Genomic DNA, 13,602 nt, shown 5'->3' on the forward strand with positions numbered 1-13,602 from the left:
AAGGAAAGTCAGGACCAATGACCCTCAAAACCATTCAACCGGACGGCTGGGCACCGGCCAAGGGCTACGCAAACGGCATGCTGACCTCAGGGCAGACGCTTCACGTCGGCGGTCAGATTGGCTGGAACAAGGATCAGGTATTTGAGGTCCATGACTTTGCCGGCCAGATGGAGCAGACATTGCGGAACATTGCCGCAATCGTCGAGGAAGCCGGCGGTGCGGTAACCGATATCGCCCGGCTGACCTGGTTCATAAAGGACAAGCGGGAATACCTGGCCAGGCAGAAAGAGGTCGGCGAAGCCTACCGGCGTGTCATGGGACGGCATTTCCCGGCCATGTCCGTGGTCGTTGTCGCCGATCTCATTGAAGACGAAGCCCTGATCGAGATCGAGGCGACCGCTCAGATTGGTTGAGGACATGGCTGTCTGAAGGCGCCTGACCACTGCAGTTGGCGCGCGGACCAAGTTACATTGCAAGCAACTTTTAGCGACCGGCGTGCACGAGGAGTGCGCGCCGGTTTTTGTTTGTAAAGGGGATCCAGTTTGCGGGCCTCATACCAGCTTCTTGCGCCTCCTGGACTTTGAAACAGAAGCGGGATTGGTGAGGGTTCTTGAGAAAGAGTATGTAAGTCAAAAGGTTATAGACTTTGTCTGACATAACTTCAACAATGTCAGACAAAGCATTTACATTGTCAGACAAAGTGGTAAGCTTCTGTCATAATCAACAAGGGGTCGACCTCTCTCCATGCCGGACCAAACAAACCAGAAGCCCTATGACTTCGAAGGAAGCGGCGAAGATGCGCCCCGGGACGTCCCCAGGGCCCTGATTGCCTTGATCGAGGAAGAGGGGCTCAAGGTCGGTGATCGCCTGCCGCCTGAACTGGAACTGGTGCGCCGTCTCGGTTTTGGCAGGTCGACCATCCGCGAGACCCTGAAAACCTGGGAAAGCATGGGCGTGGTCAGCCGGAACAAGGGCGCCGGCACTCGCCTGATCGCGGAAATCTCACAAAATACTCTGCGCGTGGCCCTGACCATCAAACATGAAGCGGAAAGTCTGCTGCGTATGCAGCAGGTCCGCGGACCGCTGGAAATCGAGGCGGTCCGGATCGCTACCCGTCTGGCGACGCCCGAACAACGGCGTATCATCAGCGCCCGGGCAGCTGAACTCATGGCCGTTTATGAACTCGGTGAAGACTGGCGTCCGGCGGACCATCGGTTCCACAACGCCATTCACGAGGCCACCGGCAATCCGCTCTTCAGGCAATTCATCGAGCAGATCCAGAAGGCTTTTCACGACATTTACGAAACGCCTTTCGGCAAGGCCCATCTCGGCCAGGAAACCATCCCGCTGCATCGTCCGCTGGCCGACGCCATTGTGGCAGGCGATGAGGACAAGGCCGCGGAACTGACAGCACAAATCATCGACATGGTCTGTGTCGAGACCCAGAAGATCAAAGAGGAACACGATGGCTGACGCTGTGCCGGGCGGCTATTCGATCGAGACGCTTTTGGCGGCGGCTGCGGATGCGGGCGGGGCGGTCACCCCGCCGATCGTGCAGACGTCCCTGTTCACTTTCGACACCTACCAGGCCTTCGAAGATCGCATGGCAGGGCGGTCCGAGGATCCGCTTTACACCCGTGTGCAAAACCCGACGGTTGCCGCGTTCGAGAAACTGATGGCGGAGGCCGAAAACGGTGAGGCGGCGGTCGGTTTTGCCTCCGGCATGGCGGCTATTTCGTCGACCGTCCTGGCCTTTGTCCGACCGGGTGACCGGATCGCCTGTGTCGAACATGTCTATCCGGATGCCTATCGCCTGTTCGAGCGTTTGCTGAGCCCCTTCGGAATTGAAGTCACCTATCATTCCGTCGACGCGTTCCAGAACGACCCGGATCTGCTCAAGGGGGCGAGGCTCGCTTATCTGGAAAGCCCGAATTCGGTCGTGTTCCAGACGATGGACCTTGCCGCCGTTGCCGCAAATGCCAGACGTCATGGCACCTTGACAGTGGTCGACAATTCCTGGGCGACGCCGCTGTTTCAGCGTCCTCTGGACCTGGGCATCGATATCTCGCTGCATTCCGCCTCGAAATACCTCTCCGGTCATTCAGATACGGTCGCAGGCGTCGTGGTCGGGCGACAGGAGCTGATCACTCGGATCAGGGACCTCACCCTGACACTTCTCGGCGGCAAGCTCGCGCCTTTCGAGGCGTTCCTGCTGACCAGGGGGCTGCGGACGCTTGGCGCGCGCATGCGCCAGCATCAGGAAGCGGCCAATCTCTTTGTCGACAAGCTGTCTGCTCATCCGAAAGTCACGGCGGTGCTGTCACCCGGTCCGAATGGAGTGCCGGGTCTGACGGGTCGCTCCGGTCTGCTCTCTGTCGAACTGGACGAGAGCGTCGACATTCCGCGCCTGGCCGACGCCCTGAAACTGTTCCGCCTTGGCGTCAGCTGGGGCGGCTTCGAGAGCCTGGTTTTGCCGACACGGGTCGGGCTGGCTCAGTCGGGTGAACAGAATTCCATGCAGCGTTTCGGTGTTTCCGACCGGATCCTGCGTCTCAGTTTGGGGTTGGAGGACCCCGGCGACCTTTGGGCCGACTTTGAGGCGGCCCTGAGCACAAGCGCCCGGACATAAGCGGCGCAAAAACAGACCTTTCGAACAAGTGGAGAAGATCATGAGGGGATTGATAGGAGCAATCAGTGTATTGGCGATCATGGCGGGCTCAACCGCCAGTGCCGAAACGTTGAAACTTGTGGAGGTAATCACCAGCCCGGAACGCACCAAAGTGCTGCAGGCCCAGGTCGACGCCTTCGAAGCGGCCAATCCGGGCACGGAAGTTGAAATCGTCTCGCTTCCCTGGGGCCAGGCATTTGAAAAATTTGCGACGATGGTGGCCGGGGGCGACATTCCTGACGTTGTTGAAATGCCGGACCGCTGGGCCGGTATCTACAAGGACAAGCTGGTCGACCTGAACGACCGCATCGCCGAGTGGGAACACGGCGCTACGCTGACCCAGAAGACGATCGATATGGGCCGTCAGACGGACGGCAAGAGTGCCCGCATGATTCCCTACGGGTTCTACCTGCGTGCGCTTTTCTACAACAAGAAGCTTCTGGAAGAAGCGGGGGTCAAGGAGCCGCCGCGCACTATGGAAGACTTCATGGCAGCGTCCAAGGCAGTGTCCGAACTGGACGGCAAATACGGCTATTGCCTGCGCGGCGGGCCGGGTGGTCTCAATGGCTGGATCATGATGGCCGCCACCATGAACGGCAGCAACACGTTCTTTGACGAAGACGGCAAGAGCACGCTCAACCAGCCGGGATCCGTGGAAGGCATCCAGTTCCTGATCGACATGTATCAGAACGGTTATGCGCCGAAGGATGCGGTCAGCTGGGGCTTCAACGAGATCGTTGCCGGTTTCTATTCCGGCACCTGTGCCTTCCTGGATCAGGACCCGGATGCGTTGATCGCGGTCTCCGAGCGTATGGATGCCGAGGACTTCGCCGTCATTCCGATGCCGGTCGGTCCGGCCGGAAAAGCTTTCCCGACCATCGGCTTTGCCGGCTGGTCCATGTTCGATACGACCTCCGACAAGGACCTCTCCTGGAAACTGATCGCGCATCTGTCCAGCCCGGACAGCAACAAGGAATGGGCCAAGCGTGTCGGTGTCATTCCGATCCACGAAGGTGCTGAGCAGGACCCGCACTTCAAGACCGAGCAGTTCGCAGGCTGGTTCGAGACCTTGAACGGCGAGGAGTATGTCCCGACGGTCATGCCGACCTATCTGGAGCAGTTCGGTTACTTCGCTGACAGCATCGCTCTGGAAACCAGCCAGGAAGCGTTGCTCGGCCAGATCAGTGCCCAGGAAGTGGCCGACCAATGGGCGGACTTCCTGACGGATGAATATGCCCGCTGGAAAGCCGCGCAATGACCGCATTTGACACTGCCGCGCCCGGGAAACCCCGGGCGCGGCGCTCCATCTATCTCAGCTATCTGGTGGAGCCCTATCTCTACATTTCGCCCGCAATCATCCTGATTGCACTGGTGATGCTCGTTCCCCTGGTGATCGGCATCTCCTACGCTTTCCAGGCCGTCAATCTGCTGCGTCCGTTTCAGACCGGCTTTGTGGGGTTCGAGAACTTTCAGGCACTCTGGAGCGATCGCAAGTTCTGGCTGGCGCTGACCAACACCTTCTGGTGGACCGTCGGCTCCATTGTCTTCCAGTTCTTTCTGGGCCTTGGCCTTGCGCTTCTGCTCAACACGCACTTCTACGGCAAGCGGCTTGTACAGGCGCTGGTGTTCCTGCCCTGGGCCGTGCCGACCTTTCTCTCCGCCCTGACCTGGGCCTGGCTTTTCAATCCGACCATCGGTCCTCTGCCGCACTGGCTGGCAGATCTCGGCATCCTGTCCGAACCCTTCAACATTCTGGGGGACCCGAACCTGGCCATGTGGGGTCCGATCACCGCCAATGTCTGGTTCGGCATTCCGTTCTTTGCCATCACGCTTCTGGCCGCGCTCCAGTCCATCCCGCATGAACTCTATGAGGCCGCGGAGATCGACGGTGCCACCGCCTGGCAGACCTTCACCAAGATTACGCTGCCATTCCTGGCGCCGATGATTGCCATCACTGTCATGCTGAGGACGATCTGGATCGCAAACTTTGCCGATCTCATCTTTGTCATGACCGGCGGCGGACCTGCCAATTCCACGCAGATCCTGTCGACCTACATTTTCACCACCGCCTTCCGCAAACTGGATTTCGGCTATGCCTCGGCCATCGCCGTCGCGCTGCTGGCCCTGCTGCTGCTTTATGCCGTCATCCTGCTGGTTCTGCGCAAGAAGCTGGTCAAGATCTGAGACACTCCATGAGCGCCCTTCGCAAAAGCTCGCCGCTGGCGGTCACCGGTAAATATCTGGCTCTGGCGTTTTACGTCACCTTTGCCCTGTTCCCGCTTTACTGGCTGGCCAAGATCGCGGTCACGCCGGACAAGCTGATCTACACCGAGGGAACGGCTCTCTTCCCGAGCCGGTTCACCTTCGAGAATTTCAGCACGGTGCTGATCGCAACGGATTTCCTTGCGTATTTCCGAAACAGCCTGGTGGTCTCACTCGGCACGGCCGCGATCACCACCTGCATCGCAGCAGCAGCCGGGTACGCCTTCTCGCGCTTCGATTTCAGGGGCAAGCGGCTGGTGATCGCGTTGATGCTGATCACCCAGATGTTTCCCCTCCTGATGATTATCGCGCCGATCTACAAGATCGTGGCTGCAATCGGGCTGCTCAATTCGCTGACCAGCCTGATCATCGTCTACACGGCGTTCAACATTCCCTTCGCCACGTTCCTGATGCAGTCCTTCTTCGACGGTATCCCGAAGGACCTGGAAGAAGCCGGGATGATGGACGGTTGCACCCGCTTTCAGGCGCTGCGCAAGATCATTCTGCCGCTGACGCTGCCGGGCCTCGGCGCGACGCTCGGGTTTGTGTTCACGGCGGCCTGGAGCGAGTTGCTGTTCGCGCTGATGCTGATCAATTCCAACGACACAATGACCTTCCCGGTCGGGCTGCTGACCTTCGTTTCGAAATTCTCGGTCGACTGGGGCCAGATGATGGCCGCCGGCGTGCTGGCGCTGGTACCGTCCTGCCTCTTCTTCATCTTCATCCAGCGCTATCTGGTCCAGGGGCTGACCTCTGGCGCGGTCAAAGGGTAGGGACTTTCGATGGCACGTATCGATCTCACCAACATTTCCAAGTCCTATGGTTCCGTTGAAGTCATGCGCGACATCAATCTGTCCATCGAGGATGGCGAGTTCATTGTCCTGGTCGGGCCTTCGGGCTGTGGCAAGTCCACATTGCTGCGCATGATCGCGGGGCTGGAGCCCATCACCGGCGGCGAGTTCACGGTCGATGGCCGGCGCATGAACGAGGTGCCGCCACGCGACCGGGACATGGCCATGGTGTTCCAGTCCTATGCGCTTTATCCGCATATGGATGTCGCCCGGAACATGGGGTTTTCGCTGGAGATCCGGAAGGCGCCGAATGAGGAGCGGGGCAGCAAGGTCAGGCAGGCGGCGCAGACGCTTGGCCTGACAACGCTGACAGAACGGCTGCCGAAGCAGCTTTCCGGCGGCCAGCGCCAGCGTGTGGCCATGGGCCGTGCCATCGTGCGCGACCCGAGTGCTTTCCTGTTTGACGAGCCGCTCTCCAACCTGGATGCGGCGCTGCGGGTGGAAATGCGCCTGGAAATCGCAAGACTGCATCAGCGCCTCAAGGCCACGATGGTCTATGTCACGCATGACCAGGTGGAGGCGTTGACCCTGGCTGACCGGATTGTCGTGCTCAATGCCGGAGACATTCAGCAGGTCGGGACACCGCTGGAGCTCTACGACCGGCCGGCCAACAAGTTCGTTGCCCAGTTCATCGGTTCGCCGACCATGAACATTCTGGAGATCGAACCGGCCGCCGAGGGCATCCAGTTGAAGGATGGCACGTCTTTGACAGTCGGCCTGCCCGAAGGCCAGAAACGCGCCAGCGAGCTGGGAGTTCGCCCGGAACACCTCAACATCGTTGCTCCGGACGCGGCGCATTTGTCAGGGCGGGCCGAGCTGGTCGAGCATCTGGGGTCGGACACCAACATCCATGCGCATGTTCCCGGTATCGGCCAGGTGCTGGTGCGCGAACACGGACACTTTCCCCTGAAATCAGGTGAACCCGTCGGCATTGCGGTTGATCTCGCAAAGACCCATCTGTTTGGCCCCGATGGAAGCCGACTGGCGGCGTGAATACGGGCCTGTCAGTCTAGTCGCTATCGCAATAGCAGGTTTGGTAGGCGTCCCTACCGATGGCGCTTTGCGCGCAGGCATAAGCCTTCCAGTTTGAAGCGCTGACCGGTCCGTCCGTGGCCGACACGCCATAGAGGGTGCTGAAGCGTGTACGCACCGCTTCGTCGGTCTTGATTCTTGCCGCCAGGGACGCGCGGCTCACAGGAGACAGGTCGGTGAGCGAATAGGTGTCGCGATAGCGGTACTCGAGCTCCCAGTTCGGGTCCTCTCCCGTTGCAGCCCCTGCCAGATTGCTCAGATAGTATGTTGCTGAATCCGCGATGTCGCCGCTGGTCCGGTCATAGAGGAAAACGGCGAAGGCCGGGTTGTTGCCGAAGATCGGACTGACCGCCGGCGTGATCTGGCTGGCGATCAGCGGCGCCCCGTCACCGTCCTCGATAACCGCGAAACTGTCCATGTGGGTGTGGCCGGAAAAGCTGTAGGTCACGACACCGGCATAGCGTTGCATCAGCTGCTGAAAGTCGGATGGGAACGGGGCGCGCCAGAACGGGCTGATCGTCGCGTCGCAGGTGCCTTTCCCATGTGTGGTGGAATAGGCGTTGATCCCGGGCGGCACATGCAACAGGAGCTGAGCCTTGCGGCCGGCCTTGTGGGTGTCTGCAATCTGCTGCTCCAGCCAGGACATCATCTGCGCGCCCGGATCGCCTCCGTCGGGATTGCACCTGTCCGAATAGCGCGGTGTCCAGAAGATGTTGTTGAGTGCGATGATGTCCGTGTCGGCGAGCGTCGGGTGGGCAGTCTTGTAAGCCCCGCCTTGCGGGAAATCCTGAAAGCGGGTCGGCTGGTGGCTGAGCTTTGCCCATTGCTCCTGAAGGCCGGCAAGAAAGGCGCTGCCAGGGGCGATCTCATAATCGCCGCAGGCGGAATCGGTGTTGCCCAGAACGCCGAAAACAGGAATATCGTCGAAGGTTTCCCCGATCAGCCGTGAGACATATTGGGCCGTCTTGACGGCAAACGGTTCGACACCCTGTGGCGATGGTCCTGCAGTGGCCCGATACTTGTCGTTGAACCCGTGGCTCAGGTAATCGCCGGTATAAAGCACATAATCGTAGGTCAGACCCAGTGCCGCCGCGGCCTTGAAGGCTGAAACCATCAGATCATGGCCGGCATCCTTGCCGTAGCCCTGAATGCCGCCAGTTCCCTTTGTGAAGATCGAGGACCAGTCCGACACCGGGTTCTGGTCCAGTTGCGGAACAAGACCGGCGTCCGTGAACGGATCGAAATGGATATCGGTGACGATCAGGAAAAGCCCCTGATCGGGGCTCGGCTGAAACGGTGGTGAGGCCTGCTGGGCAAGGGCACCTGTCTGAAGCAGAGCCAGGATCGTCATTGAAAATGCGGAACGTCGGACCACGGCACCACCTCAAAGCCTCGAGGACACTCAGGGCAAGTGTACACATGCAGGTCGCAACTGCCGACGAAAACCTTTTGCCGCAGACCAGAAGCACTGCCTGTTCGGAAGCTTTAGCGTTCACCTTTGCTGAAGACCGGGCAGAAGACCGCAAGCCGCTTCAAACCGTTCCCGTCAGGGGGCATTTCTCTGCGACGGGGTTCTTGTGAACGCCTCCGGTCTCTCCTGCGAGCCAGATTGCCGTTGCTCCCTGGCGGCACTGCTCCACCAGATGAGCTGCTGGAAAGTCCGATCGAGATAACTGTCCCACTGGTCAGTGTCGACGGAGGCGGCGTAGTTACCCGCGTCGTCGAACACCTCCTGGGCTTTCGGCACGTGCACCATGGCAGACACCGGCAGGCAGCCGAGCTCGGAAAGATAGGTGCGCATGTTGACGGCAGCCCTGGCACCGCCCCACTGGCCGGCGGAATAGGTCACGATCGCGCTCGGTTTATAGGAAAACAGCGAACTGCCGAAGTGGTTGAGCAGATGGGCGAGGGCTGGCGACATGGAATGATTGTATTCCGGGCTCACCATCACATAGCCGTCAGCGTCCATGATCTGTCTGGCCAGGGCGTCGAGCTGGTCCGGTGCCTTGCCCTGCGCATAGGCGAAATGCGGCTTGAAAGGTTGAGGCAGGTCTATTTCCAGCGGGTCAACCAAATGCGTGTCCGTTCCGGTCGCGGACAGCCGGCGTAGGCAGGCCTTGGCGACGCGCAGCCCAAGCCGGGCAGGGCGCGGCGGTGTGCTGTCGCGTTCCGAACCGAGAAATACGAGAAAATTCATGTCGGATCCTGTCATCGTGGCATTGCAAATTGATTGAGAGTGGCTTTGGCGAACGGAATGATGGTCCGAGCCTCTTCCAGGTTGCATCGAAATTGAAACAGATTTGTTTATCACTGCTCCAGATGAAGTCCGCGAAATTCCTTGACCGTTGACAGGCTGAGCAGTGTTTTCATCTGTGAGACGCTCGGGATCTGGGACAACCGGTTGCGGTAGAGATTTTCATAAGCGGCGGTGTTTTTGGTGATGAGGCGGATCAGATAGTCGAACTCACCTGAGATCAAATGACATTCGAGTACCTCCGGCATGCGTTCGATCGCTTTTTCGAACGCGGTGATGTCGTCCTTGCGCTGGCTGGTCAGTTTCACCTCGATAAACACCTGGATTTCCAGGTTCAGAGCAGAACGGTCCACACGGACCGTGTATCCGGAGATGATGCCGTTGGTCTCCAGCAACTTGACCCTGCGGTGACAAGCCGAAAGGGACAAGCCGACGAGTTCCGACAACTTGGCCATCGAGATCCGGCTGTCTTTCTGCAAAGCTGTAAGAATTTTCTGATCGAGCGCATCCATGAGAAAATTTCCGAAAAAGGAGATCAAATTCGATAATTATTCATAAAATATCTCAATCTCGTCGAAATTCGAGAACTTTTGTGAATCTTAGCAAGGTAAATTTCCCTTACGGCAAAAAGCCGTATGACAGGGGAACATAATCATGTCGAAGAGGATCGTCGTCGGATATGACGGCAGCGAAAGCGGTGCGAATGCGCTGGAATTCGCAATTGGTCTTGCCAAGGCCAGTAAATCAGGGCTCGTCATTGCCCATGTACTGGAATGGTCGCCCTACACCTTCCTGACACCTACGGAAATCGAGGAGCGCCACAAACGGCGCAAGGAGGAGCTTGAGCGTGCGGAAACTGCGGTGCTGGCACCGGTGGTCGCAAAGCTGGCCGACAGCGGGTTGGAGGTCACAACGGAGCTGCGTTACGGCCACATCGCGGAAACCCTGATCAAGATTGCCGAGGATGAGGGCGTGGAGCATCTGGTGATCGGCCGGACGGGCCATTCCAGCCTGTCCACCCGCATTTTCGGTTCGGTCGCCGGCAGTCTGGCCCAGGCAGCAACCGTGCCCGTCACCATTGTTCCGTAAGCTTCCGGAGGCAACTTCCAAATGAAGAAAATCAGCACTGCGGCTTTCGCCGCAATGGTCACGCTATGCGCAAGTGCGCCTGCGATGGCCCAGTCGATCGACGAACAGGTCAACGCCCTTTTCGCCAGCTCCACCGGTTGGTTCGTCAGCTTTATCTTCAGCCCGTTTCCCGGAACGTCCTTCCCGTGGATCGTGGCCTGGCTCGTGGTGGCAGCCACGGTGTTCACGCTCTATTTCGGTTTCATCCAGTTCCGGGCGTTTCCGCATTCCATCGCTCTGGTGAAGGGGGAGTATTCCGACCCGAATGATGCGGGGGAGGTCAGTCACTTTCAGGCTTTGGCCACCGCATTGTCCGGCACCGTCGGTCTGGGGAACATCGCTGGTGTTGCTGTCGCTGTCGGTATTGGCGGGCCAGGCGCCACCTTCTGGATGATTCTTGCCGGCCTTATGGGCATGGCATCGAAATTCACCGAGTGTACGCTCGGGGTGAAATACCGCAACGAATACGCAGACGGCACCGTTTCCGGTGGTCCCATGTATTACATGACAAAGGGGTTTGAGGAACGCGGCCTGCCGGCCGGCAAGTTCCTGGCGGTCCTGTTCGCAGTCTTCTGCATTCTGGGTGCATTGGGGGGCGGCAACATGTTCCAGGCCAACCAGGCGCATGCCCAAATCGCCAATGTCGTTGGTGATTATCCGGGCTGGATCACGGGCCTCGTCTTTGCCGGGATCGTTTTTGCCGTGATTGTCGGAGGTTTGAAGTCGATCGCGTCGGTGACCGAAAAGGTTGTGCCGTTCATGGGCATTCTTTATGTCCTCACCGCCCTGGTGATCATCGGGATGAACGCCGACAAGATCGGTTGGGCCTTCGGCCAGATCATTGATGGCGCTTTCACAGGTCTCGGCGTTGCCGGTGGCATGGTCGGTGCTCTGATCCAGGGTTTCAAGCGGGCGGCTTTCTCGAACGAAGCCGGCGTTGGTTCCGCCGCCATCGCGCACTCCGCAGTACGCACCAAGGAGCCGATCACGGAAGGGTTTGTCTCCCTTCTGGAGCCTTTCATCGACACGGTCGTCATCTGTACCATGACCGCGCTGGTGATCATTATCACCGGTCAGTTGGTGTCCGACCCGAACACGGGGCTTTACCTTCTCAACGAGGGCGGTTCCGCCATTCAGACCGTTGACGGCAACTCGGGTGTCGCGCTGACATCTGCGGCGTTTTCCTCCGCCTTCGGCTGGTTCCAGTACGTTCTGGCGATTGCCGTCGTTCTGTTCGCCTTCTCCACGATGATCAGCTGGTCCTATTACGGTCTGAAGGCCTGGACCTTCCTCTTTGGTGAAGGCAAGGCCAAGGAACTGGTGTTCAAGATCCTGTTCTGCATCTTCGTGGTAATCGGCGCTGCCGCCAGCCTAGGCCCGGTGATCGATTTCTCGGACGCAGCGATTTTTGCCATGGCGGTGGTCAACATCATCGCGCTGTATGCCCTGATGCCGATCGTCAAGAAAGAGCTCAACAGCTATCTGAGCCGGCTGAAGACTGGTGAAATCAAGAAGTTTGCCTGATTTCCCAGCACAGTTATGACTGACAGGCCGCCTTCGGGCGGCCTGTTTCATTTTGCGTATTGCTCGCCGTTGAGACAGGCCGAGCGGCGAAGGGCCCTTGGAACGCCTGGATTTCAAGACGAGGCGCCAAGCGCGAGCCACACAGAAAAAGACCGGTTTCGAGGAATTGAAGCGGGCTCGCCGAGTTTATTTTCAAGACCATGCCAACCGCCCGGATTTCGGCGGGCGCAGGACCTCTGAATCATTTGAAAAATCATACCTTTTGACCGAAATAGCGGCGAAAACAATGCCAATATACTACCAATGATGGCGTATTTTGACGAAAAACACGAGAGAGAAATGATTTTCATAAAAACAAACTAATAGGTCGACAAGTGGTATCAAATAGGTATTATATATGGTCAGCAGGAGGGCGCAGCGTCCTTCAGCGCGGTTGTCTCGCATCCGGCGTATAACAAGAGTTGGCAAGAGCGCGGCAGTTTCTGATGAAGCAGATTCGCAGGTGCCAATTCGATCACCGGGCAGCAACTTTTGGAGGCGTCCATAACGGATGAGCTTTTCGGAGGAGTCATATGAAACGGAAATTCCTAGCACTGGCCCTGGCCAGCACCGCTCTTTTTACGTCGGCCGCCTATGCGGAAGACGTCACCCTGACCATCGAAAGCTGGCGCAATGACGACCTTGCCCTTTGGCAGGACAAGATCATTCCGGCCTTTGAGGCCAACCACCCGGGCATCAAACTGAAATTCACCCCGTCCGCACCGACGGAATACAACGCCGCCCTGAACTCCAAGCTGGACGCCGGGTCTGCTGGCGACCTGATCACCTGTCGCCCGTTCGACGCTTCTCTGGCTCTTTATGATGCAGGTCACCTTGCCGACCTGTCCGACATGGAAGCCATGGGCAACTTCTCCGACGTCGCCAAGGCTGCCTGGCAGAGCGACGATGGCACAGCCAGCTTCTGCGTTCCGATGGCATCCGTCATTCACGGTTTCATCTACAACAAGGACGCGTTCGAGGAAGTCGGCGTTGAAGTCCCAACCACCGAAGCCGAGTTCTTCGCGGCCCTCGACCGGTTCAAGGAAGACGGCACCTATATCCCGATGGCCATGGGAACCAATGACCAGTGGGAAGCGGCCACGATGGGCTACCAGAACATTGGTCCGAACTACTGGAAGGGTGAAACCGGCCGTCAGGCTCTGCTCCTCGGCGTGCAGAAACTGACCGACGAGCCGTGGGTAGCTCCTTACCGGACCCTGGCACGGTGGGCCGAATATCTCGGCGACGGTTACGAAGCCCAGACCTATCCGGACAGCCAGAACATCTTCACGCTCGGTCGTGCCGCCGTTTATCCGGCCGGAAGCTGGGAAATCTCCGGCTTCAATGCGCAGGCTGATTTTGAAATGGGGGCTTTCAAGCCGCCGGTTCAGTACGAGGGTGACACCTGCTACATCTCCGACCACACGGATATCGGTATCGGCATGAACGCCAAGACCGCACATCCGGAAGCCGCCAAGACGTTCCTCGCCTGGGTAGCTTCGCCGGAATTTGCCAGCATCTTCGGCAACGCGCTGCCGGGCTTCTTCCCGCTGTCCAAGGCTCCGGTTGAGCTGGACGATCCGCTTGCCAAGGAATTCGTCAGCTGGCGCGGCGAGTGCGAAAGCACCATCCGCTCCACTTATCAGATCCTTTCGCGCGGCACACCGAACCTCGAAAACGAGACCTGGGGTGCATCTGCAGCGGCCATCAAGGGAACCGATACGCCGGAAGCCCTCGGTCAGAAGCTGCAGGAAGGCCTGGCCAGCTGGTACGAGCCGCAGCAATAATCGGCTTGTCAAACCTATCGCCCGGACAGACAGTGTCTGTCCGGGTTCGTTTTACCG

The 13,602-nt window shown here is 58.7% G+C and carries 13 protein-coding genes; 10 read left to right on the forward strand and 3 right to left on the reverse strand.

What is annotated here, in order from left to right; all coding sequences use genetic code 11:
* Positions 1 to 17: 17 nt before the first annotated feature.
* The 7 genes from ACO6TG_RS24835 to ACO6TG_RS24865 all read left to right on the forward strand — a co-directional run bounded on the left by ACO6TG_RS24835 (position 18) and on the right by ACO6TG_RS24865 (position 6,774).
* Positions 18 to 413, forward strand: coding sequence for a RidA family protein (locus tag ACO6TG_RS24835; RefSeq protein ID WP_094070032.1), 396 nt, complete (start codon positions 18 to 20; stop codon positions 411 to 413).
* A gap of 331 nt (positions 414 to 744) precedes the next feature.
* Positions 745 to 1,473, forward strand: coding sequence for a FadR/GntR family transcriptional regulator (locus ACO6TG_RS24840; protein ID WP_422375653.1), 729 nt, complete (start codon positions 745 to 747; stop codon positions 1,471 to 1,473).
* Complete coding sequence (locus tag ACO6TG_RS24845; RefSeq protein WP_422375654.1) at positions 1,466 to 2,629, forward strand: aminotransferase class I/II-fold pyridoxal phosphate-dependent enzyme; 1,164 nt, start codon at positions 1,466 to 1,468, stop codon at positions 2,627 to 2,629. Before ACO6TG_RS24840 ends, ACO6TG_RS24845 begins: the two co-directional genes overlap by 8 nt.
* Positions 2,630 to 2,669: 40 nt before the next feature.
* Positions 2,670 to 3,926 (forward strand): ABC transporter substrate-binding protein, encoded by a 1,257-nt coding sequence (locus ACO6TG_RS24850; RefSeq protein ID WP_422375655.1) that lies wholly within the window; start codon positions 2,670 to 2,672, stop codon positions 3,924 to 3,926.
* Positions 3,923 to 4,852, forward strand: a complete 930-nt coding sequence (locus ACO6TG_RS24855) for a carbohydrate ABC transporter permease (RefSeq protein ID WP_422375656.1) — start codon at positions 3,923 to 3,925, stop codon at positions 4,850 to 4,852. The genes ACO6TG_RS24850 and ACO6TG_RS24855 overlap by 4 nt, the downstream gene beginning before the upstream one ends.
* An 8-nt stretch (positions 4,853 to 4,860) precedes the next feature.
* Entirely contained in the window at positions 4,861 to 5,703 is an 843-nt protein-coding gene (locus ACO6TG_RS24860) for a carbohydrate ABC transporter permease (protein ID WP_094070036.1), read from the forward strand.
* 9 nt (positions 5,704 to 5,712) lie between these two features.
* Entirely contained in the window at positions 5,713 to 6,774 is a 1,062-nt protein-coding gene (locus ACO6TG_RS24865; protein WP_422375657.1) for an ABC transporter ATP-binding protein, read from the forward strand.
* Positions 6,775 to 6,790: 16 nt separating this feature from the next.
* Here the strand turns inward: ACO6TG_RS24865 and ACO6TG_RS24870 are convergent, their stop codons facing one another.
* The 3 genes from ACO6TG_RS24870 to ACO6TG_RS24880 all read right to left on the reverse strand — a co-directional run bounded on the left by ACO6TG_RS24870 (position 6,791) and on the right by ACO6TG_RS24880 (position 9,579).
* The gene (locus tag ACO6TG_RS24870) at positions 6,791 to 8,164 is read right to left on the reverse strand and encodes a metallophosphoesterase (protein WP_422375658.1); all 1,374 of its coding nucleotides are present in this window, start codon (positions 8,162 to 8,164) and stop codon (positions 6,791 to 6,793) included.
* A gap of 195 nt (positions 8,165 to 8,359) precedes the next feature.
* Complete coding sequence (locus ACO6TG_RS24875) at positions 8,360 to 9,010, reverse strand: NADPH-dependent FMN reductase (RefSeq protein WP_422375659.1); 651 nt, start codon at positions 9,008 to 9,010, stop codon at positions 8,360 to 8,362.
* A 110-nt stretch (positions 9,011 to 9,120) separates the two neighbouring features.
* Positions 9,121 to 9,579: an Lrp/AsnC family transcriptional regulator gene (locus ACO6TG_RS24880; protein ID WP_422375660.1), complete on the reverse strand. Its 459-nt coding sequence runs from the start codon at positions 9,577 to 9,579 to the stop codon at positions 9,121 to 9,123.
* A gap of 142 nt (positions 9,580 to 9,721) precedes the next feature.
* On the opposite strand from ACO6TG_RS24880, the gene ACO6TG_RS24885 reads away from it, so the two are divergent.
* The 3 genes from ACO6TG_RS24885 to ACO6TG_RS24895 all read left to right on the forward strand — a co-directional run bounded on the left by ACO6TG_RS24885 (position 9,722) and on the right by ACO6TG_RS24895 (position 13,545).
* On the forward strand, positions 9,722 to 10,156 hold the full coding sequence (locus tag ACO6TG_RS24885; protein ID WP_422375661.1) for a universal stress protein: 435 nt from the start codon (positions 9,722 to 9,724) through the stop codon (positions 10,154 to 10,156).
* Between the two features lie 21 nt (positions 10,157 to 10,177).
* The gene (locus ACO6TG_RS24890; protein WP_422375662.1) at positions 10,178 to 11,719 is read left to right on the forward strand and encodes an alanine/glycine:cation symporter family protein; all 1,542 of its coding nucleotides are present in this window, start codon (positions 10,178 to 10,180) and stop codon (positions 11,717 to 11,719) included.
* 572 nt (positions 11,720 to 12,291) lie between these two features.
* Complete coding sequence (locus ACO6TG_RS24895; RefSeq protein ID WP_422375663.1) at positions 12,292 to 13,545, forward strand: ABC transporter substrate-binding protein; 1,254 nt, start codon at positions 12,292 to 12,294, stop codon at positions 13,543 to 13,545.
* Positions 13,546 to 13,602 lie beyond the last annotated feature (57 nt).

Source organism: Roseibium sp. (assembly GCF_965233565.1).
Classification (GTDB): domain Bacteria; phylum Pseudomonadota; class Alphaproteobacteria; order Rhizobiales; family Stappiaceae; genus Roseibium.